This is a genomic window from Stenotrophomonas sp. 116085_Sma (assembly GCF_056479585.1).
The window spans coordinates 2,560,851-2,583,906 of record NZ_CM151057.1; the positions used below are offsets into that span (position 1 = coordinate 2,560,851).

The window sequence follows — 23,056 nt, forward strand, 5'->3', positions numbered from 1 at the left end:
GACCCGCCCTTACGGATGAATGCCATGCGCATCGCCTGGCTGTTGTTGTGCCTGCCCCACGCCGGACTGGCGACCCCTTGGCTGCGCAGCGAGGGCGTGGCGACGTCCTCGCAGGGCCGGATCCTCTACCACGAAGTTCACTGGCGCCGCGACGCCAGCGAGGGGGCCGAGCACTGGGTGCTGTACCAGTGCCCCGGTGGCCAGCCGTTCGCCCGCAAGCACCTGCCGGCCAGCCCCCTGGCGCAGGCTCGTGGCTATACGCTGCAGGACCGGCGCAGTGGCCAGACGGCCGAGATCGAGGCCGCCAGCGGCGCTGTGTCCGTCGTCTGGAAGGAGGATGCCGCCAGCCCGCTCCGGCAGCGCAGGCTTGATTTGCCGCCGGATGCGGTGATCGATGCGGGATTCGACGCGGCGGTGCGCCTGCACTGGACAGCGCTGATGCAGGGCGAGCGCGTGTCGATGCCGTTCCTGGTGCCCGGGCGGCAGCGCTACTTCCCGGTGCAGGTGCGGCATACCGGCGCCCTGCGCTGGCAAGGCATCGACGCCCAGTCGATCGAGGTCAGCCTCGACACCTGGTATGGCGGCGTCGCACCCCGCCTGTCGCTGGTCTATGCCAACGCCGACAGGCGCCTTCTGGAATTCAATGGCACCAGCAACCTGCGCGATGCACGCGGCACCTATCCGCGGGTGACGGTGCGCTTCAGCGCACCTCCCGCGCAACGCCCCGCGTCTGAGTGGCAACAGGCATGGGCGCAGCCACTGGTCGACCGCTGCCCTGTTACGAACACGTGAAGCCAACATTCACCGCAACACGTCGCATCCATTGCGCATTCTGGTGCGTACAGGAAGACACGACACCCGCCGAGATCCGCCATGGCCTCTGTATCGCCCCTCCCCCGTCGACGCTGGCGCCTGCTGCGCACCCTGCAGCGCTGGGTTGATACCGGCGAAGCCGCGGACGTTGGCGCGGAACAGTCGGGCCGCATCGACTGGCTGCGTGCGGTGCCGTTCGCACTGATGCATGTGGCGTGCATCGCGGTGATCTGGGTAGGTGTCTCATGGACGGCTGTCATCGTGGCCGCAGCGCTCTACGCGGTGCGCATGTTTGCCATCACCGCGTTCTATCACCGCTACTTCTCACACCGCACCTTCCAGGCACCGCGCGCGGTGCAGTTCGTGTTCGCGGTGATCGGCGCGGCCAGCGTGCAGCGCGGCCCGCTGTGGTGGGCGGCCCATCATCGCCACCATCACCGCCACGCAGACCAGCCACTGGACCCGCATTCGCCGCGCGAGGGAGGCTTCTGGCGCAGCCACATGGGCTGGTTCCTGACCCGCGAAGCCTTCGCCACCGACCTGTCGCGGGTGCCGGACCTGGCGCGCTTCCCGGAACTGCGCTGGCTGGACCGCTTCGACACCGCCATTCCCGTGCTGCTGGCCATCGGCCTCTATGCATTGGGCGCAGCACTGGAACACTGGGCGCCGGGCCTGCACACCTCCGGCCCGCAGTTGCTGGTGTGGGGATTCTTCATTTCCACCATCGTGCTGTTCCACGCCACGGTCACCATCAACTCGCTGGCCCACCGCTTCGGTCGTCGCCGCTTCGAGACCCGCGACGACAGCCGCAACAACCTCTGGCTGGCCCTGCTGACGTTCGGCGAAGGCTGGCACAACAACCATCACTTCTTCCCCGGCACCGTACGCCAGGGCTTCCGCTGGTGGGAGATCGACCTGACCTGGTACGGGCTGCGCGTGATGGCGGCGTTCGGCCTGGTCAAGGGACTCAAGCCCATCCCCGAATGGGTGCTGGCAAAGGCGAGGTACTGACATGCGCATCGCCATCATCGGTTCAGGCATCTCAGGGCTGGCCAGCGCCTGGTGGCTGCAGGAGCGGCACCAGGTGACGCTGTTCGAGGCCAACGATTACCTGGGCGGCCACACCCATACCCACGACGTGCAGATAGACGGCACGCGCATGGCCGTGGACACCGGCTTCATTGTCTTCAATCCCCGGCACTACCCGCTGCTGACGGCACTGTTCGATGAGCTGGGCGTGGCCTCGCAGCCGACCACCATGAGCTTTTCGATGCACAGCGAGCGCAGCGGCGTGGAGTACAACGCCACCTCGCTGGATGGCCTGTTCTGCCAGCGACGCAACCTGGTATCGCCGCGCTTCTGGGGCATGCTGGCCGACCTGCGCCGCTTCTATCGGGATGCCCCGCTGTTGCTGGGCGAGGACGAAGGCCCAACGCTGGGCCAGTACCTGCGCGATCAGCGCTACGGCGAGGCCTTCATTGAAGAGCACCTTCTGCCGATGGCCTCGGCACTGTGGTCGTCTCCCACCGCCACGGTGCAGGACTTCCCCGCGCGCTATCTGGCCCAGTTCATGGCCAACCACCAGATGCTGCAGATGACCGGGCGGTCCTCCTGGCGGGTCGTTACCGGCGGGTCGGCCCGTTACGTGGATGCACTGCGCCGCCGTTGGCGGGTGCATGAGCGCCTGCAGTGCCTGGTGCAGCGGGTGGAGCGCACGCCTGAGGGCGCACGCGTGCACAGTGCCGCCGGCGTCGAAGCCTTCGACGAAGTCATCCTGGCCTGCCATAGCGACCAGGCCCTGGCCCTGCTGGGTGATGCCGACCCCGTCGAGCGCGAGGTGCTGGGTGCCATCCGCTACCAATCCAACGAAGCGGTACTGCATACCGATGCCTCGCTGCTGCCACGCAACCGCAAGGCCTGGGCCGCCTGGAATGCACATGTACCGCGGGATCCAACCGCGCCCTGCACGGTCAGTTACTGCATGAACCTGCTGCAGGGCCTGCCCGGCAGCACGCCATTGGTGGTCACCCTCAACCGCAGCGAAGCCATCGACCCGGCCAGGGTGCTGCGCACGCTGCACTATGCACACCCGGTGCACGATCATGCTGCGGTTCGCGCGCAGCAGCGATGGGCAGACCTGCAGGGCCATCGCCACACCTGGTTCGCAGGGGCCTACTGGGGCTGGGGCTTCCATGAGGATGGTATTCGCAGCGCCCGCCGCGTGGTGGATGCGCTGTTGGCCTGCGCACCGCATCGCCAGGTATCGCTGGCGCGCGAGGTGGCGGCATGAGCGCCAGCGCACTCTATTTCGGGCAGGTGATGCATCGCCGGCATCACCCGCATCCGCATACGTTCCGTTATCCGGTTGCACAACTGCTGCTCGACCTGGATGAACTAGAGACCGTGTTTGCCGGGCGCTGGCTGTGGTCGGTCAATCGGCGCAACCTTGCCGAGTTCCGGCGCAGCGACTATTTCGGCGATCCCGCACAGCCTCTGGCAGACGCCGTGCGCGACCATGCCGCGCAGACGCTTGGCCATCGACCTTCGGGGCCGGTACGCCTGCTGACGCACCTTCGCTTTGCCGGGCATGTGTTCAACCCGGTCAGTTTCTACTACTGCTACCAGGCCGACGGCAGTTCGCTGGACTGCATCGTGGCCGAGATCACCAATACGCCCTGGAAGGAGCGGCACGCGTACGTGCTGCCGGTCACCACGGCCGTCCACGAAGGTGCGTCACTGCGTTGGCAGTTCGACAAGCGATTCCACGTCTCGCCGTTCATGCCGATGGACTGCCGTTACGACTGGCGCTTCAACAGCCCCGATGAGGACCTGCGTGTGCACATGCAGGTCTGGCGAGACGGCATTCGCCAGTTCGATGCCACCCAGACGCTGCAACGCCGCCCTCTGGATGGCCGCGGCCTGGCGCGGGTTCTGGCCTGCTATCCACTGATGACCACCCAGGTGGTGGCCGCCATCCACTGGCACGCACTGCGGCTGTGGCTGAAGCGCAACCCCGTACACGACCACCCCACCCTTGCCGGGAAACCGCGATGAACTCGATGACACCTTCGGTGACCCTGCCGCGCCCCAGCGCGCTGGACGCCTTCCTGCGCCGCCGGCTGCTGGCACAGCTTGCCCCCCTGCGTGATGGCCACCTGTGCGTGCGCGATGCCCTTGGCGAGGTCCGGCTGGGCAACGCCCATGCCGGGCTGCAGGTGACGGTGACCATTGATGACCCGGCGTTCTACCGGAAGGTCGCTGCGCAGGGCAGCGTCGGCGCCGGCGAGAGCTACATCCAGGGCGAATGGCACTGCGATGATCTGGTGGCTCTGATACGCCTGCTGGTCCGCAACCGCGACCTGCTTGATGGCATGGAGCAGGGCCCGGCCCGTGTGGCTGGCTGGCTGCTGCGCGGCTGGAACCGGCTGCACCGCAACAGCCGCGAGGGCAGCCGGCGCAACATCGCCGCCCACTACGACCTGGGCAACGATTTCTTCGCCCTGTTCCTGTCGCCGGACCTGATGTACTCGTCGGCGCTGTTCACCAGCGAATCCGAATCGCTGGAGTCTGCCTCGCGCCGCAAGCTGGACCGCATCTGCCAGCAGCTGCAACTCACGCCGGGTGACCGGGTGGTGGAAATCGGTACCGGCTGGGGTGGCTTCGCGGTGCACGCGGCGCAGCACTATGGCTGCCACGTCACCACCACCACCATCTCCGCCGAACAGCATGCGCTGGCCGTCGAGCGCGTTCGGGCCGCCGGCCTGCAGGACCGGGTCACGTTGCTGATGCAGGACTACCGTGACCTGCAGGGCCGGTTCGACAAGCTGGTTTCGATCGAAATGATCGAAGCGATCGGCGCCGAGTACCTGGACACCTACATGGCCACGCTGCAGCGGCTGCTGAAGCCCGATGGCGTTGCCCTGCTGCAGGCCATCACCATCGAGGACCATCGCTACGAGCAGGCCCGGCGCAGCGTCGACTACATCAAGCGCTACGTGTTCCCCGGCAGCTTCATTCCCTCCATCAACGCGATCATGGCGGCCAAGACGCGGTCCAGCGACCTTCAGCTGATCGCCCAGCAGAATTTCGGCCATTCCTACGCGCTGACCCTGCGCACCTGGCGCCAGCGCTTCCTCGCACAGCTGCCCGCCGTGCAGGCACAGGGGTTCGATGCGCGCTTCTGCCGCCTGTGGGACTTCTACCTGGCCTACTGCGAAGGCGGCTTCCTGGAGCGTTCGATCGGTGTTTCGCATCTGCTGCTGGCGCGCCCGGGCCATCGACCCGCGGTCCCGGCTGGCGAAGGCAACTGAAATGCGCCGGTTCTGGGCCAACCTGCTTGGCAACCAGCTGGTCTGGCTGTGCGCGGTGGCTGGTGCGGGGCGCGGCTGGCAGTGGCCCGCGTTGCTGGCCGCGTCGCTGTATATCGGCAGCCAGCTGCTGACGTCGGCGCATCCCCGACTGGACCTGCGGCTGCTGCTGCTAGCGTTGGCCTGCGCCTGGCTGGTCGACGCCAGCGCTGCCGCCAGCGGCACCGTGCGCTACGCCGCTGCCCCGCTGGGATGGGCGCCGCCGCCCTGGATCATGGCCTTGTGGGCTTCATTCGCCATGACCCTGAGCACCTCGATGCGCTTCCTGCAGCGACACCCTGCCCTGCCGCCCCTCTTCGGCCTGGTGCTGGCGCCACTGGCCTACCTGTCGGCCGCGCGTGGATTCGGCGCGGTGCAGTTCAACAGCCCGACGTGGCATGGCGTCCTGGTCCTCGGCACGGGCTGGGCCATTGCGCTGTCCCTCCTGTGCCGCGCCGCCCTTGGCGGCACGCGTACTACGCCACACCCCCCTCTCGCCGGAGCGTCATCATGATCAACCTGCTCTGGGTGCTGCTCTACGCGCTACTGGTGATGAGCTGGGGCTGGGCCTGGCAGCGCCGCCACCACAACATCGGCGTTGTGGATGTGCTCTGGGCCAAAGGCGTGGCTGCCGCCGCGCTGTTGCTGGCGCTGCTGGGCGATGGTGCGGTGACGCCACGGGTGGCGCTCGCTGTGCTCGGCGGCCTGTGGGGCGGTCGCCTGGCCCTTCATCTCTGGCATCGGGTCCGGCACGAAGCAGAGGACGGGCGCTATCGCTACCTCCGAGAGCACTGGCAGGGACACCAGGGAAAGATCTTCGCGTTCTTCATGGCGCAGGCACTGCTGGTGGTGCTGTTTGCGCTGCCCTTCGTCGCGGTCGCTGCCAATCAAGCCGCTGGCACCCCCCCCTGGGCGTTGGCGGCCGCGTTCGTCTGGCTGCTGAGCGTGGGCGGAGAAGCGCTGGCCGACCGCCAGCTGGCCCGGTTCCGCGCGAACCCGGCCAACAAAGGCCGTACCTGCCGTGATGGGCTCTGGCGGTATTCCCGCCACCCCAACTACTTCTTCGAGTGGCTGCACTGGTTCACCTACGTGCTGCTGGCCGTCGGCTCCCCGCTGTGGTGGCTGGCCTGGCTCGGCCCCGTGCTGATGTATGTATTCCTGCGCTATCTGAGCGGCATCCCGTTCACCGAAAAGCAGGCCCTGCGCAGCCGCGGCGACGACTACCGCGCCTACCAGCGCAGCACGCCGATGTTCTTCCCCTGGTTCCCCCACCCTTCCAAGGAGCATTCCGCATGAGCGCGATACCGTCACTGAATCCGGCCGAGGAAGCAGAAACCGGGCTGACCGCCTGGGCCGAACGCGGCCTGGTGCCGGACGCTGCGCTGCGTGCCGGTATCCGACGGCTGTGCGCGCAGCGCCTGCAGGAAGAATCGGCAGGTGGTATCGAAGCGCAGTCCGCGCGCTTCAGCCGCCGCATCGCCGAACTGGCCGACAGCCCGCTGGCACTGCATACCGATGCAGCCAATCGCCAGCATTACGAAGTGCCTGCGGCGTTCTTCCAGGCCTGCCTGGGCAAGCGCTTGAAGTACAGCAGCTGCTACTACCCCAACGGCCACGAAACGCTGGACCAGGCTGAAGAGGCGATGCTGGAGCTGTACGGCCAGCGCGCTGGCCTGGCCGATGGACAGCACATTCTCGAACTGGGCTGTGGCTGGGGCTCGCTGACGCTGTGGATGGCCGAGCGCTACCCGCGCGCAACGATCACGGCCGTGTCCAACTCACACAGCCAGCGCGAACACATCATGGCCCAATGCCAGGCGCGCGGACTGCCCAATGTGGAAGTGCTCACCCGTGACGTGAACCAGCTGGAACTGCCCACCGCGCAGTTTGATCGCTGCGTTTCGGTCGAGATGTTCGAGCACGTGCGCAACTACGAGCGCCTGCTGGCGCGCATTGCACAGTGGCTGAAGCCGGACGGTGCGTTGTTCGTGCACATCTTCGCCCACCGCACGCTGATGTACCCGTTCGAAACCGAGGGCGGCGACAACTGGATGGGCCGCCACTTCTTCACCGGCGGCCTGATGCCCGCCGCCGATACCTTGCTGCATTTCCAGCGCGACCTGCGGCTGGATCAGCGCTGGTTGCTGGACGGCACCCACTACCAGCGCACTGCCGAACACTGGCTGGCCAATCAGGACGCGGCACGCGATCGGGTGATGCCGGTGCTGGCGGCGACCTATGGGCCTGCGGCTGCGCGCATCTGGTGGCAACGCTGGCGGATGTTCTGGATGGCGTGTGCCGAGTTGTTCGGTTACGACGATGGCCAGCAATGGCTGGTGGCCCATTACCTGTTCCGTCCCCGCTGAGGTGTGACATGCGCATGTTCTCGCTGCTTCCGCTGATCGCGGTCGGCCTGTTCGGCTCGGGCTGCTCGTCCAGCGACACCCGGCCACTTCCGCGTGCGCCCTCGGTGGATGTGCCGCGCTTCATGGGCGACTGGTATGTGATCGCCCATATTCCGTCCTGGCCCGAGCGCGAGGCCTACGATGCGGTGGAAAGCTATGCCCTGAAGCCGGACGGGCGCATCCAGACCACCTTCACCTATCGCAAGGGCAGCTTCGATGCCCCGCCGAAGTCGATGCACCCCATCGGCCGTGTCGAAGAGGAAGGCCATGGGGCGGTCTGGGGCATGCAGTTCATCTGGCCGATCCAGGCCGAGTACATCATCGCCTGGCTGGATGACGACTACCGACAGACCATCGTGGCACGCAGCAAGCGCGATTACGTGTGGTACATGGCGCGCACGCCCCAGGTGTCCGATGGCGACTACCAGAAAGCCGTGCAGCGCATCGCCGACATGGGTTACGACATCCACCGGCTGCGGCGTGTGCCGCAGTCCATCCGGTAGTGCATGGCAGCGAAGTGCCGATTGCGTTCTTCGTCATGCATCGCCCGGCAGAGGGTGCCAGAATTGCCGGACAGACCTGAGCCGGGGATCAGCATGATGGGCAGCCACGCAGAGGCGACATGGAACGGGCTTGAAGTGCGGCAGATCCGTGCGGGCGACCTGGATGCAATCTGCGCCCACCGCGAAGCCATGTTCCGCGATAGCGGGCGAACCGAGGAGGTCCTGCGGGCGATGGCGGCTCCTTTCCGTTCCTGGCTGGCGCCGCGCCTGGCCTCTGGCGAGTACTTCGGCCATGTCCTTGCAGACCACGGCAGAACCATCGCCGGCATCGGCCTGATGCTGATCGACTGGCCGCCCCACCCTGCCCATCCGGACCAGGGCTACCGCGGCTACGTCCTCAACGTCTACGTGGAACCGGAGTATCGCCGCCGCGGTATCGCCCGGAAGCTGATGGCCCTGGCAGACGACGCCTTCACCGAGCGTGGCGCCACTTACGCAGTCCTGCATGCCACCGCGCAGGGGGCGCCACTGTACGCCGACCTTGGCTGGGCTGGAACCAGCGAGATGGCGCGCAGCCTGCACGGCAACGATCAGACACCATGAAGTCGATCCCGGTGGGCGCGGATCGGCGCCGTGCTGCCCCAGATGTTTCCCGATGACATCCGCACCAGGCGCCATCTCGCTTGCGGAAACGGATTGCCCCCGGCCTGGCAATCCATACCATCGATGGATAGCCCGGAATCGATGGATGCAGCACATCGACTCTTAGGAATAATCGCAAAAATCAAGCAATTTCGATGTTCGACGCGACAGCAGCGCCAGAATGATCATCACGCCCCACGGGCGCCGATCACCTCCCAGCGCATGAATGGAATTCCTGCACCGCGTCGGCTGCGGCTGGCGCTCCTGGACGACCATGAAGTCGTTCCTCGTGGTACCGCCCTGCACCTGTCCGGCGATGACCGTTTCAGCATCGTCGCCAGCCATGCGTGCAGCGACGAATTCATCGGCAGCCTGCGGAAGATGTCCGTGGACGTCGCAATCATCGACCTTGCACTGGGCCGCGAAGACCGCAGTGCCACAGAACTGGTAAGCCTGCTGCGTGACTGCTTCGCTCGCGTGCCCCTGCTCGCCTTCGCCACCCTCTCGCCCACCACGCACGTCAGCCAGCTGATCGCCAGCGGCATCAGTGGCATTGTCAGCAAGGCCGAACCGCTGGCAATGCTTTCGGATGCCATCGTGCGGGTGTCGCAGGGGTTGTCACGACTGCCTCCCGATTGCACGCTGCCGGCCGCTTTCGACGAACTCAGCCGCAACGAGCGTGAAGTGCTCGATCTGCTGCTCGCAGGCCTGACCGTCTCCGAGATTGCGCTTCAACGCCATCGCAGCGTAAAGACGATCAGCACGCAGAAGACCGCGGCCCTGCGAAAGCTCGGGCTGCGCAACGATGCCGAGATCTACGCCATGCGACGACAGCTGGAGGCGATGTGAGAACGGCCAGTCGAATGCGCCTGCACATGCCGGCCCTGCTGCTGGCGCTGCTTCTGTTGCCTGTGGCTTCCGCAGAAGACGCGCCAATCCGGCCATGGGAGTCCGGCCGCGAGGTCCGGGTGGCCACCGCACCCGCCCTGCGCCAGATGCCCGCCACCCTCGCTGATTCGGCGCCGATGCCGAGCCTTGCACATGGCTATGCCAGCCTTGTGGAACGACACGCACGGCTGCGCTTCCTGGAGCAGGCCTATCCCAGCGGCAGCGCCTCGGTTGTCGCGGTCTGCCAGCACAAGGCCGATCTGGTACTGGTAATGGGGCAGTCCCGCCAGCAGCCACGCCCGTGCCCCGGGCTGCTGGAGTCGGTCGCGTTTCCCGGAGGAAGAACCATGCTGGCCGGACGCGCCGGCCAACCCCTGCCGCACGATATCGTGGAGTTGGGAACAAGGGTGCTGGCCGTCGTCGAAGGCGGGCCCTACGCCGATTGGCTTGCCCTGCACCATCCCAGCATCAAGCGGCTGCACCTGGCCGATCGGCATGCCGCGCTGGCGGCGGTCGAGAGCGGCATCGCCGACGTCGCAATCGGCCTGGAAACGACCTTGCGGCCCCTGATCCGCCATCACTTCCGCGGGCAACTGCAGCTTCAGCGGTTCGACAGCGACTTTTCCACCGACCTTCACCTGCTTACGCGCAACGAGGACCGGCAACTGCTGTTGCGCATCGAGCAGGGCCTGCGCGACATCACACTGGAAGAACATGCCAGTCTGTTGCAGGCATGGGCTCAGCAGGCAGTGCCAGCGACCGTCGAGCGCGCGTTGGACTGGATGCGCGCGCCCTCTTCGCCCTGGCTGCTCACCCTGCTTGCCACGCTGGCCGGCACCCCTCTGCTGTGGCGCGCGGTGCACAGCCACCGGGCCCGCAAGGGACGGAGCCACGCGCGCGCAGTCGGCATGATCAGCCACGAGATGCGCAATGCTGCGCAGGCCGTGCTGGCCTCGATCGACCTGCTCGGCCAGTCTCCATCGCCCAAGCGGCAGCGTGAGCTACTCGCGGCCGCGCATGCGGCTGGGCATTCGCTGCGTGGCCTGCTGAATCGATCGCTGGAATTCTCACGATTGGCCAGCGGAACCTACAGACCCCAGGCACAACCCTGCGACATTGCCCGGCTCTGCCGTCAATCGCTGGATGCCCTGCGGCCACACGCGCGACAGAAGGGGTTGGCGCTTCGCTTCGAGTGCCAGCCCGACCCCGCCCCGGCTGTTGCGCTTGATCGGGAGGGGCTTCGCCAGATTGTCGGCAACCTGCTTGGCAATGCGTTGAAGTTCACCGATATCGGCGGCATCGAGCTACGCCTGCAATTGACACCGCCTGACCATCCGCAGGAGCTGCTGCTGGATGTGATCGACAGTGGCATCGGCATCCCGGCCAGGCAGATGCCCCTTCTTTTTCGCCCGTTCGAACAGAGTGAAGGCGGGCAGGCGCGCGGCGGTAGCGGGCTGGGCCTGATGATCGCGCATGAACTCAGCCGGGCGATGGGCGGCAATCTGTCCGCGCACAGCGTGCATGGGCGTGGCAGTCGCTTCACCCTGCGCCTGCCGGTGCAGGCAGTCAGCAAGAGCGAAGGGCCGGTCGGCACGCCCGAAAGCGACACGCCACTGGCTGGACTCGACCTGCTGCTGGTCGAGGACCATGCGCTCAATCGCCGGATCATCGGCGAGCAGCTGCGACGGCTGGGCGCCGACGTGCGCGCGCTTGCCGACGGCGCCAGCGCGCTCGCCGAGCAGGCCGCACAACCGCGCAGCGTGGTGCTGCTCGACATCGGGCTGCAGGACATGGACGGCTATGCATTGGCCACACAGCTGCGCCGTCAGGCACAACAGCCATTGCGACTGATTGCGCTATCAGCAAGGAAGGGGCCCCGGCACGCAATACGCGCCCGCAAGGCTGGCTTCGATGCCAGCCTGGCCAAGCCGTTGCAGGTCGCGGACCTGCTGCTGGCACTGGACCTGCCCATTGACGGCTACACCGAGCGGTCCGTAGCCCCTGCCTGCCGGGATCTGATCTATCGGGAAGACATCCGCCACGAACTGGCGCAGATTGAACAGGCCGTGGAAGCCGCTGATGCAGCCTCCCTCTGCCACCATGCCCATCGCCTGCAGGGCGCACTGCAGATGTGCGGCGCCGCCGCGCAGGCCGACACTGCGGCCGACCTGTGGGACCTGGCTGGCGAGCCCACGCCCGACTGGGTCGATGCGCGACGCCTGCTGCAAGCCCTGCAGCAATGGCATGGCTCCCGCACTGCGGAAGCCATGCCCAGGGCCTGATCAGGCCGCCAGACGCTCGACTTGGCGACGGGTCAGGTCGTTGAAGCGACCCAGCGACATCAGGTGCTGGTGGATCAGGGCCAGCCAGCCGCTGCGGTGCCACTCGACCACGGTGGCTTCCGGCAGCGCGACGAACTTCTCGACGTCGACGACCTGGAAGCCATTGAGGTTGAACTCACGGCCATCCGGGGTACGCACGGTTGCATTGCGCTCGACCAGCAGGCCGTTGTCGATCAGGGCCTTGGAGAAGGCCTGGGTCTGTTCGTGCTCACGGGTGAACTGGCCACAGAACTCAAGCGCCTGCTGCACCATGTCGGTGGCCTTGCCGTCGACGAACAGCGGCTGGCCTTCGTCACCGCCCTTGACCACGCGCGAGCTCTCTTCGTCGATGCCCAGCAGGAAATCATTGTCCGAGCCGGTGTCGATGAAGATGAAGGGATGGCGACGCAGATAGGCCGGGATATAGGCCTCGTCTTCCCACAGGCCGTCCTTGATGAACAGGTTCTGGTCGGACACGCCAACGGCGGCCATCGGCACCGCGGTCGGGCCAGCGAACAGGATCGGGAAGTGGTGCAGTGCCAGCGAGAACTCGCCGAGCACCAGCGGAATGGCGTTGTTGCCCGCGGCAAACTCGAGCCTGCCCGGCAGGATGCGCAGGTCGGCATGCACATCGGCCTGCAGCGGCACCGGACGGGTGTAGAACAGGGGGGCGTTGCTCGGCGCCGCTTCGGTGGTGGTGTCGCTGGTGGTGGTCATCTTGGGAACCGTTCGATCATGCGCGCCTGCCATCCCGGGCGCGCCAGCGGGAACAACCTGAATCCCGCATTATCAACAAGCTCGATGACAACGGCCACCCCATCGTTGGCCTATTTCAGCTGCAGGGGGTACCGCTGCCAGAGCACATGCACCAGGAAACCGGCCAGCTCAGTGTCGCGGGCGCTGACCGCCGCGCGGATCTTGTCCAGCAGCACCATGTCCGAGCAGGAACGCACATCGGCATGGTTGGCCTGCCCCGCCCGGCGCGCGCGATAGCGTGCGGCCCGCTGCGCATCACTCATGGCGTACCCGAACTTGGGCGGACGACCGCGCTTTCGCGGCAGGGTCAGCTCCAGGGTTCCGGGGTCTTTGTCATCACGCATGAGAGGGGTGCGGGCGGCGGCGAGCAACGGGGGGTGCGCAATTTATCGTGAGGCATCACTTTAATCCAGCTTTTTCTGCAGTTTTGTTGCAGTGCAGTGCAAAAAAGAAAGCGACCCGACGAATTCATCCACGCATGGCGTGGACACGAAACGCCATCAACACCCACAAAAAAGGGAGCCCGCGCACGGGCTCCCCTCGCCTTCCTCATGCAACCCGCACCGGCTCGTAGCCATGCAGGTGCGCTTCGCTGCTGGCGCGTCCCTGGCTGAGCGAACGCAGCGAGGTGGTGTAACCCACCAGCTGCGCCAACGGCGCGAAGCCACTGACCTCAGCCCGACCTTCCTGGTCGTCGATGCGGGTGATGCGGCCGTGGCGGCGGTTGAGGTCGCCAACAACGTCACCCACCGACGCCGACGGCGAATGCACCGTCACCGCCATCACCGGCTCCAGCAGCTGCGTGCCACCCTCGGCCAGCGCCGCCTTGATCGCCTCGGCACCCGCGCGATGGAACGCCATTTCGGAGGAGTCCTTCGCATGGGTCTGGCCATCGACAAGACTGACCTCGATACCGACCACCGGATGGCCCTGCGGACCCTCCGACAGCGCGGCACGCACGCCCTTCTCCACCGCTGCAATGAAGCTGCGCGGCACCACGCCACCGACGATGCGGTCGTTGAACACCACCTGGTCGTCGTCGCGCGGCGCCACATCCAGCACCACGTGCGCGAACTGGCCCTGGCCGCCGGTCTGCTTGACCAGCCGCCCGACTACACCGGACATCGCGCGCATCGGTGTCTCCTGGTAGGCCACGCGCGGCGCACCCACGCCCACATCAACCTTCCACTCGCTGCGCAGGCGCTCGACCATCACCTCCAGGTGCAGCTCACCCATACCCCAGACCAGGGTCTCCGCCGTGTCGCGGTCGGTTTCGACGCGGAACGAGGGATCTTCCTGGGCCAGGCTGGCCAGGCCCTGCGCCATCCGGATCAGGTCGGCCGCACGCGCCGGCTCCAGCCGCCACGCCAGCACCGGCGCCTGAGCCTGGATGTTCTCCAGGCGCAGCGGCTGTGCACGGCCGCTCAGCGTTTCACCGCTGACTGCATCCTTCCAGCCCAGCACCGCCACGATGTCGCCGGCCACGGCCTGTTCGATGTCATGGGTCTGGTCGGCCTGCACCCGCACCAGCCGGCTGACACGCCTGCCCTGCGGATGCTGCGAGCTGGCCACCGCGTCGCCCACCTTCAAGGTGCCCGAGTACAGCCGCACGAAGCTGAGGGCGCCGTGCTGCTGATGGGTGATCTTGAACAGCAAGCCTGCCAGCGGACCATCCGGGTCCGGCGGCAGTACCACCTCGCCGCGCTCGCTTTCAGCGGTCACCGCAGGCCGGTCCAACGGCGATGGCAGGTAATCGACCACGGCGTCCAGCAGCGTCTCGATGCCCTTGTCCTTGAACGCGGCACCGGCCAGAACAGGCACGCCCGCACCCGCCAGCGTCGCCCGACGGATCGCTGCGCGCAGCTGTTCGGCATCGATAACGCGCCCTTCCAGCCAGGCATCGGCCAGCTGCTCGTCGTGATCAGCCACGGCTTCGACCAGCGCATCGCGCTGTGCCTGCCACTGGGCGCGCACCGCGTCGTCCCACGGGGTCATCGTGGTTGCGTCGCCCTCCTGCCACTGCAGCACGCGCTCATCGACCAGATCGACCCAGCCGTTGAACGCGCTTTCGCTGCCCAGCGGTACGCCCAGCGCCCACGGGCGTGCCTGCAGCTTGCCCTGCAACTGCTCCAGCACGCGCTCGAACGAGGCGCCGACGCGATCCATCTTGTTGACGAAGGCGATCAGCGGCACGCGATGGCGGCGCGCCTGGCGCCACACCGTCTCCGACTGCGGCTGCACGCCGTCTACGGCCGAGAACACGGCCACGGCGCCGTCGAGCACGCGCAGCGAACGCTCGACTTCAATGGCGAAGTCGATGTGGCCGGGCGTATCGATCAGGGTCAGCCGATGCGGCGGCAGGTCGCGCGGCGCCCACTGCGCCTGCACGGCGGCCGCGCCGATGGTGATGCCACGTTCTCGCTCGATCGCCGAGAAATCGGTGGTCGCGTTGCCGTCGTGTACTTCGCCGACACGATGGATCTCGCCGCTTTTCCACAGCAGGCGTTCGGTCAGCGTGGTCTTGCCGGCGTCGATGTGGGCAATGATGCCAAGGTTGCGACGGCGGGAAAGGACTTGGGTGTTCATGTAAGGATTCCTGCAAAGCCAACTTCGGGGGCCGCGCACCCCGGTTGGCGACAGGGTGCGCGGCTAGCGTTCGGTCTCGGCGATCTGGTGCATGGCACGTTCTCCTTGGGTACTGGGTAGAGTCGACTGTTGGTCGACTTCCGGGAAAGCAGAAACGAAAAGAGCGCCCCGGAGGGCGCTCTGTCGAAGGTCCATCGATGGCCGTTTCAACGGCCCCGTGGGGCTCCAGGCAGACACGCCCGTTCCGCGCTTGCGCGGGTCAGGGTGAAAAACTTCAGGAGCGGCATCCGGTTCATGGGGCGCATTCTAGACCTGCCAATCTGGCGCGCAAGTGAATATTGCAAACATAAATGGAACGATGAGGCCAGCAAAGATCGGGGTCAGATCCCTTTGCCCCGGGCAAAGGGATCTGACCCCTGGTGGCCCTCACTTGCAGCCGTGCAGCTTGCGCGCCTCGGCCACCGTCGCAGCCTGGTCATCGCCCATCGAGATCCAGCCCTTCAGCGACATCGCCGGATCCACATGCGGCTGGCGTGCGCCACCGCGGACCACCACTTCGGTCCAGCTGCCCACCGGCGCCAGCTCGGACAGGCGTGCCGCCTGGTCGTCCTCGGTGCTGAACATGTCATCCGGACCCGCTGGTGGCGTGGTATTCACGGTTTCCGTCTTGTGGGTCCGGACCCGAAGTGCGCCGTCCGGCAGCCGCTGGGTGATCACCTCGTATCGCTCAACACCATACGCCCAGCTGTTTTCGCCAACGCTGCGGGTCTCGCTACCGTCATCCGCCACGGCCACCACTTCGCCTGCCGGCCCGACAATGCCCGCGACAGCCCCCAGACCGGACATCAGCGCCTGATAGACGATCATCTGCCGCTGCTCGGTGGTCAGCGCACCGCCCTCCAGTTTGGCAGCAGGAATCTTCAGGTACGCCGCCTCCTTGCACAGCACCAGCACCTGCTGGTCGTCCCAGCTCACCGACATTTCCTCGTTGGCGAAGTACTGCGTCCTGATCGAGGTGACGGCAGCGCCCTCGCCAGTGGCATGCCGGGTCTCGATCCGCGAGGCGTTCTCGGCCGCATTGGCCAGCGAAACCTGGGAGGTCGACGCTGCATTGGCAGCGCACACCGAAGCAACCATCGCAGCAAGCAGCACGCCGCGCGTAACGGTACGGATCATGGCATCAGTCCATTGAAGAAAACGAAGCAACCATGATACCGGAGCAACTTGGCGACCTTCGCTCAGGCAACCACCACCAGCGGCACCCCGCGCCGAGGATGCTCCAGCACCACTACATCCTGCTGGTAGACGCGCTGCAGGTTGTCTTCGGTCAGCACCTGCAAGGGCGTGCCATCGGCCGCCACCCTGCCCTGCTCCAGCAGCACGATGCGATCGGCATAGCCGGCCGCCAGATTCAGGTCATGCAGCACCACGATCACGCAGGCACCTGCCTCGGCACAGGCACGCACACTGCGCAGCGTACGCTCCTGATGGCGCAGGTCCAATGCGGCGGTCGGCTCATCCAGCAGCAGCAACGGGGTGTCCTGCGCCAGCACGCGCGCGAACGTGGTCCGCGCGGATTCGCCACCGGACAGCTGCTGCACTTCGCGCAGCCGCAATGCCTGCAGTTCAGCGGCATCGATCGCCGCTTCCACCTGGGCATCATCGGCCACCGCGTCCGGCGGGTGCGGTAGGCGCCCCATCGCCACCACCTCTTCGACACTGAAGGCAAACCGCACGCCGTGCTCCTGTGGCATCACCGCGCGCTCACGTGCCAGTGGCCCGGCCTTGTAGCTGGCCAGCGGCTTGCCCAGAAGGCTCACCTCGCCCGCATCGGCGCGCAGATCGCCGGCCGCAACCGCCAGCAACGTGGATTTGCCTGCGCCATTCGGGCCAACCAGCGCCGTCACCGTACCCGGCTCGAACGCCAGCGAAATGCCATGCAGGATCACGCGCTGCTGGCGACGCACCACCACGTCGTGCAGCTTCAGCAACACGCTCATGGCGTCGCCTTGCGGCGCTGCTGCAGCACCAGCCAGAGGAAGAACGGCGCGCCGAGCGCAGCCGAGAACAGGCCCAGCGGAATCTCCGCCGGCGGATCAAGCGTGCGGGCTGCAGTATCGGCCACCACGATCAGCAGCGCGCCGAGCAGGCCGGACAGTGGCAGCAGCCAGCGATGGCCGGGGCCGACCAGGAGGCGCGCCACGTGCGGCACCACCAGGCCAACGAAGCTGATCGAACCGGCAAAGGCCACCGCCGCGCCCACCAGCAGCGCACTGAACGCCACCAGGCGACGACGCGTGCGGGCCACATCCAGCCCGAGGTGCTGTGCCTGGCGCTCGCCCAGCGCCAGCATGTCCAGCGGCGTGGCCAGCCGCTGCAATGCGCACACGCCAATGGCGAACAACGGCACCACCGCCGCCACGTCGGCCCAGTTGGCACGCGCCAGCGAGCCCATCTGCCAGAACACCAGCGACTGCAGTTCGCTTTCGCTGGCGATGTAAGTGAGGAAACCAATCAGCGCCGAGCAGAACGCGGCCATCGCGATGCCGACCAGCAGCAGCGTGGCGTTACCCATGCCCTTGCCGGGCCGGGCCAACGCATACGTCAGGCCGATCGCCAGCGCACCGCCGGCGAACGCGGCCACCGGCACCAGCCAACCCGCAGCGCCCGCCGCGCCCAGCACGATGGCGGCCACCGCACCCAATGCAGCACCCTGGCTGACACCGACGATGCCCGGATCCGCCAGCGGGTTACCGAACAGGCCCTGCAGGCTGGCACCGGCCATCGCCAGCGACGCGCCCACCATCGCACCCAGCAGGGCACGCGGAATGCGCAGTTGCCAGACCACGGCCAGATCGCGGCTGCTGACTGCCTGCGGATCCAGCAGGCCCAGCTTCACCGCCAGCGCCTGCATCACCTCCAGCGGCGGCAAGCGCAGCGGCCCCACGGCAAACGACGCCAGCACTGCCCCCAGCAGTGCCAGCAACGCCACCATCAACATCGTCCGCCCGCGACGGCGGCGCCGATCCGCCGGACTCATGCCTTCGGCAACGCCGCCAGGGCCTTGGCCAGCGCCAGTGCGCCAGCACCGGAACCGACACTGGTGTACTTCAGCTGCACATCCGGCATCACCCAGACCCGGTTGGCCTGCCCGGCCGGCGTCTGCTTCAACATCGGGTACGCCTTCCACAGGCCCTCGGCGCCGCCGAACAGCTGCAGGTCATGCTCGGTCACCAGGATCACCTCCGGTGCCGCAGCGACTACGCCCTCGTTGCTCAGCTGCGAGTAGTTCTTCACCCCGGCTTCGGTGCCGATGTTGACGCCACCGGCCAGTGCGATCAGCTGCGCCGACGCACTGTCGGCACCGGCGACGGTCGGAGAGCCACCGGCGCCGGTGGCCGAGATGTGGATCACTCGCGGCGCATGGCCCAGGCCCTTGCCAATCGCTGCAGCCTCGTCCAGCTGCCGCTGCACCTGCGTGGCCAGTGTTTGCCCCGCTTCGGCCAGCCCTAGTGCCGCGGCGACCTTGCGCACCTTGTCCGGCGCCGGCTGCAGGTCATCGATGACCACCGCCGGCTCGCCCACCTCGCGCAGCTTTTTCGCCAGCTCGGTGTGGCGGCGCAGGCTGTTGCCAAGGAACAGCGAGCCCTTCAGGCTCAGCACGCCTTCCACGCCCGTGGTGCGGTTGAACAGGAACTGGTGCGGCGCGGCGAGGCCAGCCTGGGTGGTGGTGTTGGTGGGCGCAGCGAACACCTGCCTGCCCAGCCCCAGCGCCTCGATCACCGCGATGACATCGTCGCCACCGGCAATGATCCGGCTGGTGTCGGCCACTTGGACGTCGGCGCCATCATCGGAATGCACCTTGGCCGGCAGCACGGCCTTCTGGTCGAGCACCGCCGGCATCTTGGCACCGACCACGCGCTGCCAGCCTGCCGGCAACGCGGTTTCCGCAGCCGACGCTGTGGCCGACGGCTCGACAGGCTTCGCGGCATCCGAAGGAGCCGAGGGTCCGCCACAGGCAGCCAGCGCCAACGAAACAGCCAGCGGAAGCGCACACAGGCGCAGACGGGACGCGATGTTCATGGAGGTTCTCCTTGCTGGCGGGGCGACGTGCACGCCGCCCCGCCGGGTGACTTACTGCTTGGGGGTGATGCGGGTGATGCGATCACCCTTCGGATCTTCGGCGCCGCGCGACTTGTTCACCGCGAACACATTGCCCTTGCCATCGGCACGGACATGGTTCGGCAGCGTGCCGCCGTCGAGGTTGGCGACCACCTTGCCGTCGCCGTTCACCACGGTGACGGTACCGGCGCCGCGGTTGCTGACATAGGCCAGGCCGGAGGCATCATCGAAGGCGACGTTCAGCGCACCGGCGCCGACCGGGACATCGTGCAGCACCTTGCCGGCGGCCACATCGACGATCAGCAGGTTGTCGGTGCCCTGCGAAGCCACGTACAGGCGGTTGCGCGCCGCATCGAAGGCCACGCCCGAGGCGCTGATCGAATTACCCAGGTCGATGACCTTGTCGACCTTCCCGCTGGCCACATCAATCACCGCTGCTTCCGGCGTACCGATGCTGACGGTGAACAGCTTGCCGCTTCTCTCGTCCAGCACCAGGCTCATCGGGGTGAACTTGCCGTCATCGACGCCGGATTCCAGCGTCACCTGCGGCAGCTCCTTGAAGGTCTTGGCGTCGAACACCGACAGGTGGTCCTCACCCGTGGCCGAGGCGAACACCTTGCCGCGGGCGCCGTCGACCACCACGTCGCGCGCGTGCGGCACGGTGTCGACCGGGAACTGGTGGACCAGCGACAGGTCCTTCTGGCGATAGACCGCGATCGAGTTCTGGCGGGTATTGGTGACCCAGACATTGCCGTTGGTGTCATCCACGCCCACGCCATAGACCGCGTACACCGCACCGTTGGTGCTGCCTGGCACCTGCGCCGGGGTGATCGCCTTGGTCACCTTCAGGGTCTTCGGGTCCAGCTTCAGCAGCTGCGACTGGGTCACCGGCGGGCGGCCCACGGCCGAGGTGACGAACACGGCATTGCTGGCCGCGCTGTAGGCGGACTGGTACAGGCCCGGCACCAGCTTGTTGGACTGGGTGACGAACTGCGCCTGGCCCGACAGCGGCAGCTGCGGCGACACACGCAGCTTCAGCACCGTGGCCGCGGCCGGCTGGCTGGCGCGCACCACCACCGGGTGGGTACCAGGTACCGCATCGGCCGGAATGCTCAGCTGGGTCTTGAAGTTGCCATCGGCATCGACCACCACCGGCTGTGCGTTGAGCACGCTGTCGCCACGCAGCAGGCTGACCTTCTGGCCGGGCACGAAGCCACGACCGACCACGTCGGCGGTGCTTCCGGGAACCACGTTCTCACCGCGTGAGACGACCTCACCCTTGAAGGTGGCGTTGGCCGGCTGATCGAACACCGGTTGCGCGGTGGCAGTCACCGCCAGCAACAGGCCGGCGGCGAGAGAGGTGAGACGGAAAGACGGACGGAACGACATGGAAGGCTCCTTGCACACGTAGGCCGCGCCACATGGCGCGGGATTCATCGGTTGCCTGGGCCGCTGCACGCCGGCAGCCTCGCCTGGGTAGTGGGGACGCACGGCATTGCGTGCGAAGGGATTCATTCGGCGGCGTTGTCACCGCCCGTGGCGGCGCCGTCACCGGCACTGCGATCGGTCACGCCGTACAGCTCGTGCAGCGCCGCGTGGAACGAGGCCGGCAGCATCGGGCCGTGGCCCAGACCCTCGAACTCGCGGTACTGCACGCTCAGTCCCGGCACCCTGGCCAGCCGCTCGGACAACTGCATGGCTGCATCCGGCGTGGCACCGCCAATGCGGCGCAGGTGCGCGACCACGCGCGGGTTGTTCATGTCGCGCTTGCCGCGATCACCAACGCGCTCGGCACCGCCGAGCATCAGCCACAGCTTCGCCGGCTGGCCATGCACGTTCTGCACGAACTGCTGCTCTGGATCGCCCAGCGCAGCGCCCTGGCTCCACCACAGCGACGGGCTGGCGGCCAGATAGGACTGGAACGCGGCAGGACGGGTGTACAGCGCATTGAGCACGAACAGTCCCCCCAGCGAGTGGCCCCACAGCGCTTGCTGCTGCGCATCGATGCGTGCGCGGCGCTCGACTTCCGGCTTGATGCGGCGCTCGATCACATCGAGGAAGGCCGCTGCACCGCCGCCAACTGCCTGCGTGCTGCCGCTCTCGTCGTCGGCGCGGTCGATCCACGCGGTGTAGTCACGGGTGCGCGCCTTCGAATCGATGCGCAGATCGTTGTCGTAGCCGATGAGCACCAGCACCGGCGGCGCCTTGCGCGCGGCCAGCTCGGCCAGGATCGGCTGGTCCAGCACCATCGCCACGGCATTGCCATCCAGCGCGTACAGCACCGGCAGCGGCGCCTTGCCGGCCTTGGCCGGGATCGCCACATTCACCCGCCAGCGGCGTTGCTGGTCGGGGCTGTCCACCACGAACTGCTCGAAGCGATAGCTGGCCGCCGGCTCGTCGAGCACGGTGTGGCCGATCTTCTGCAGCGGATTGCGCTGCTGCGCATGGGCGTAGGGGGTGGCCAGGAGCAGACCCATCATCAAGGCGGCCAAGCCGCGGGCCAGCGGACCACGGCACGAAAGCGGGACGAAATGCTTCATCAGCGGCGGCAGGAGCGGCCCACGGCCGCCGGTTCACAAGGGACCGCAGTCTACCTTAAACGCGAATGATTATCACATCGATCAAACGTCACGCTATGTATCACGCGCGCGCACGGCCAGTTGCACAGGAGGCGGCACTTCCCCTATTTTGCCGGCCACCGGGGCATTGGATCGCCCCGCTTCCAGCGCAGCCATGGATGGCGGGCACTTCCCGCCATCCGGGTCGCGCTCATCTGCACACAACCGCCATGGGATTGGATCCCATGATTGTGAGACCCCCTTGAAGCACACCGCACTGATCGCCCTTACCTTCGGCCTGCTTGCACCGTTGGCCGCCCACGCCGCGCAGGATCTGCCGTCGCTCTACCAGGCCTTTGAAGAGGCCGGCAATTCGACGTTGAGCATGGAACAACTCAACCAGACGGTGACGTTCACCGCCGTGGCGCTGGGCGTTTCCAGCAACCTGGCGGGCGAACCGCTGATCGAGGCCGGCGATGACCAGGGCAATGTCCTGGCCCGGCTGACCACCGACGACGAGCAGCAGGCGGCCAAGCTGGGCGCCCTGGAAGAAGGCGCAACGTTCACCGCCAGCTGCACGCTGCAGTTCAGCTCCGGCACGGACTACCTGTCCTTCGGCGATTGCACCGTCAAGTAAAAACGAAGCCGGCAAGATGCCGGCTTCTCTTCCTTGCCTCTGTAGAGTCGAGCCATGCTCGACTCGCACAGCGTCACGGCCCCGAAGGCACCGAACCATAGACATTCTCCTGCGGCGTGCCCGGCAGCAGCGAGAAGATCATGATCACGATTCCACCGCCCGGCACCAGCGCCAGCAGGAACAGCCAGCCCGACTGATTGCAGTCATGCAGGCGCCGTACGGTCACTGCGATCAGAGGAACGATCGTCGCCAGCCACGTCACACACAGCAGTACCACCATGCCGATCAGGATGCCGGCCAGCGCATCGGGACTGTTGCGCAGCAGGATCGCCAGCACGCCGGCCAGCAGCATCACCGCCGTCGCCACCAGGAACAGGAACAGCTGGTACATCCAATATTCGCGGCGGTTGGCGCGGCCCTCGAACTGGGCATAGCGCTTCAACGGCAGAATCATTTCCTGCACGGCATCAATCCTTGAA

Annotated in this window: 23 protein-coding genes; 13 read left to right on the forward strand and 10 right to left on the reverse strand. The window is 66.9% G+C overall.

The features are described 5' to 3' along the window. The first annotated feature begins 24 nt into the window (after positions 1-24). From ACZK0Z_RS12065 to ACZK0Z_RS12120, 12 genes are all read left to right on the forward strand, one after another. Positions 25-792 carry a hypothetical protein gene (locus ACZK0Z_RS12065; protein WP_197631999.1) on the forward strand — a complete coding sequence of 256 codons (768 nt, stop codon included), beginning with the start codon at positions 25-27 and terminating at the stop codon, positions 790-792. 81 nt (positions 793-873) lie between these two features. Then, positions 874-1,824 (forward strand): acyl-CoA desaturase, encoded by a 951-nt coding sequence (locus tag ACZK0Z_RS12070; RefSeq protein WP_049429289.1) that lies wholly within the window; start codon positions 874-876, stop codon positions 1,822-1,824. A gap of 1 nt (position 1,825) precedes the next feature. After that, a complete protein-coding gene (locus ACZK0Z_RS12075; protein WP_197632000.1) occupies positions 1,826-3,103 on the forward strand; it encodes an NAD(P)/FAD-dependent oxidoreductase in 1,278 nt (425 codons plus the stop codon). After that, a complete protein-coding gene (locus ACZK0Z_RS12080; protein WP_197632001.1) occupies positions 3,100-3,867 on the forward strand; it encodes a DUF1365 domain-containing protein in 768 nt (255 codons plus the stop codon). Before ACZK0Z_RS12075 ends, ACZK0Z_RS12080 begins: the two co-directional genes overlap by 4 nt. Continuing rightward, entirely contained in the window at positions 3,864-5,123 is a 1,260-nt protein-coding gene (locus ACZK0Z_RS12085; RefSeq protein WP_197632002.1) for a class I SAM-dependent methyltransferase, read from the forward strand. The genes ACZK0Z_RS12080 and ACZK0Z_RS12085 overlap by 4 nt, the downstream gene beginning before the upstream one ends. A gap of 1 nt (position 5,124) precedes the next feature. Further along, positions 5,125-5,673, forward strand: a complete 549-nt coding sequence (locus ACZK0Z_RS12090) for a DUF2878 domain-containing protein (protein ID WP_197632003.1) — start codon at positions 5,125-5,127, stop codon at positions 5,671-5,673. After that, the gene (locus tag ACZK0Z_RS12095) at positions 5,670-6,455 is read left to right on the forward strand and encodes a DUF1295 domain-containing protein (protein WP_100443512.1); all 786 of its coding nucleotides are present in this window, start codon (positions 5,670-5,672) and stop codon (positions 6,453-6,455) included. The genes ACZK0Z_RS12090 and ACZK0Z_RS12095 overlap by 4 nt, the downstream gene beginning before the upstream one ends. After that, entirely contained in the window at positions 6,452-7,525 is a 1,074-nt protein-coding gene (locus tag ACZK0Z_RS12100; protein WP_197632005.1) for a class I SAM-dependent methyltransferase, read from the forward strand. The genes ACZK0Z_RS12095 and ACZK0Z_RS12100 overlap by 4 nt, the downstream gene beginning before the upstream one ends. A gap of 8 nt (positions 7,526-7,533) precedes the next feature. Continuing rightward, entirely contained in the window at positions 7,534-8,067 is a 534-nt protein-coding gene (locus ACZK0Z_RS12105; RefSeq protein WP_049429296.1) for a lipocalin family protein, read from the forward strand. A gap of 96 nt (positions 8,068-8,163) precedes the next feature. Continuing rightward, positions 8,164-8,670, forward strand: coding sequence for a GNAT family N-acetyltransferase (locus ACZK0Z_RS12110; RefSeq protein ID WP_049429301.1), 507 nt, complete (start codon positions 8,164-8,166; stop codon positions 8,668-8,670). A gap of 141 nt (positions 8,671-8,811) precedes the next feature. Next, on the forward strand, positions 8,812-9,558 hold the full coding sequence (locus tag ACZK0Z_RS12115; protein WP_414489339.1) for a LuxR C-terminal-related transcriptional regulator: 747 nt from the start codon (positions 8,812-8,814) through the stop codon (positions 9,556-9,558). A 14-nt stretch (positions 9,559-9,572) separates the two neighbouring features. Further along, on the forward strand, positions 9,573-11,879 hold the full coding sequence (locus ACZK0Z_RS12120; RefSeq protein ID WP_197632006.1) for an ATP-binding protein: 2,307 nt from the start codon (positions 9,573-9,575) through the stop codon (positions 11,877-11,879). Here the strand turns inward: ACZK0Z_RS12120 and ACZK0Z_RS12125 are convergent, their stop codons facing one another. The 9 genes from ACZK0Z_RS12125 to ACZK0Z_RS12165 form a co-directional block, all read right to left on the reverse strand. Beyond that, a complete protein-coding gene (locus ACZK0Z_RS12125; RefSeq protein ID WP_012480151.1) occupies positions 11,880-12,635 on the reverse strand; it encodes a SapC family protein in 756 nt (251 codons plus the stop codon). A 110-nt stretch (positions 12,636-12,745) separates the two neighbouring features. Then, positions 12,746-13,018 carry a hypothetical protein gene (locus tag ACZK0Z_RS12130; protein WP_005409616.1) on the reverse strand — a complete coding sequence of 91 codons (273 nt, stop codon included), beginning with the start codon at positions 13,016-13,018 and terminating at the stop codon, positions 12,746-12,748. A gap of 205 nt (positions 13,019-13,223) precedes the next feature. Then, entirely contained in the window at positions 13,224-15,260 is a 2,037-nt protein-coding gene (gene fusA, locus ACZK0Z_RS12135) for an elongation factor G (RefSeq protein WP_049429298.1), read from the reverse strand. A gap of 426 nt (positions 15,261-15,686) precedes the next feature. Continuing rightward, positions 15,687-16,436 (reverse strand): hypothetical protein, encoded by a 750-nt coding sequence (locus ACZK0Z_RS12140; RefSeq protein ID WP_197632007.1) that lies wholly within the window; start codon positions 16,434-16,436, stop codon positions 15,687-15,689. 62 nt (positions 16,437-16,498) lie between these two features. Beyond that, a complete protein-coding gene (locus tag ACZK0Z_RS12145; protein WP_100443516.1) occupies positions 16,499-17,260 on the reverse strand; it encodes a heme ABC transporter ATP-binding protein in 762 nt (253 codons plus the stop codon). Continuing rightward, positions 17,257-18,300, reverse strand: coding sequence for a FecCD family ABC transporter permease (locus ACZK0Z_RS12150; RefSeq protein WP_197619147.1), 1,044 nt, complete (start codon positions 18,298-18,300; stop codon positions 17,257-17,259). The genes ACZK0Z_RS12145 and ACZK0Z_RS12150 overlap by 4 nt, the downstream gene beginning before the upstream one ends. Continuing rightward, the gene (locus tag ACZK0Z_RS12155) at positions 18,297-19,343 is read right to left on the reverse strand and encodes a heme/hemin ABC transporter substrate-binding protein (RefSeq protein ID WP_197632008.1); all 1,047 of its coding nucleotides are present in this window, start codon (positions 19,341-19,343) and stop codon (positions 18,297-18,299) included. Before ACZK0Z_RS12155 ends, ACZK0Z_RS12150 begins: the two co-directional genes overlap by 4 nt. Before the next feature lie 51 nt (positions 19,344-19,394). Further along, a complete protein-coding gene (locus tag ACZK0Z_RS12160; protein WP_197632009.1) occupies positions 19,395-20,771 on the reverse strand; it encodes a YncE family protein in 1,377 nt (458 codons plus the stop codon). Positions 20,772-20,893: 122 nt separating this feature from the next. Further along, entirely contained in the window at positions 20,894-21,922 is a 1,029-nt protein-coding gene (locus ACZK0Z_RS12165; protein ID WP_197632010.1) for an alpha/beta hydrolase, read from the reverse strand. A gap of 280 nt (positions 21,923-22,202) precedes the next feature. Here ACZK0Z_RS12165 and ACZK0Z_RS12170 point away from each other — a divergent pair, with 280 nt between their 5' ends. Further along, positions 22,203-22,577 carry a hypothetical protein gene (locus ACZK0Z_RS12170; protein ID WP_197632011.1) on the forward strand — a complete coding sequence of 125 codons (375 nt, stop codon included), beginning with the start codon at positions 22,203-22,205 and terminating at the stop codon, positions 22,575-22,577. Between the two features lie 73 nt (positions 22,578-22,650). Here the strand turns inward: ACZK0Z_RS12170 and ACZK0Z_RS12175 are convergent, their stop codons facing one another. After that, positions 22,651-23,040, reverse strand: a complete 390-nt coding sequence (locus ACZK0Z_RS12175) for a DUF805 domain-containing protein (RefSeq protein WP_197632026.1) — start codon at positions 23,038-23,040, stop codon at positions 22,651-22,653. Positions 23,041-23,056: the final 16 nt, after the last annotated feature.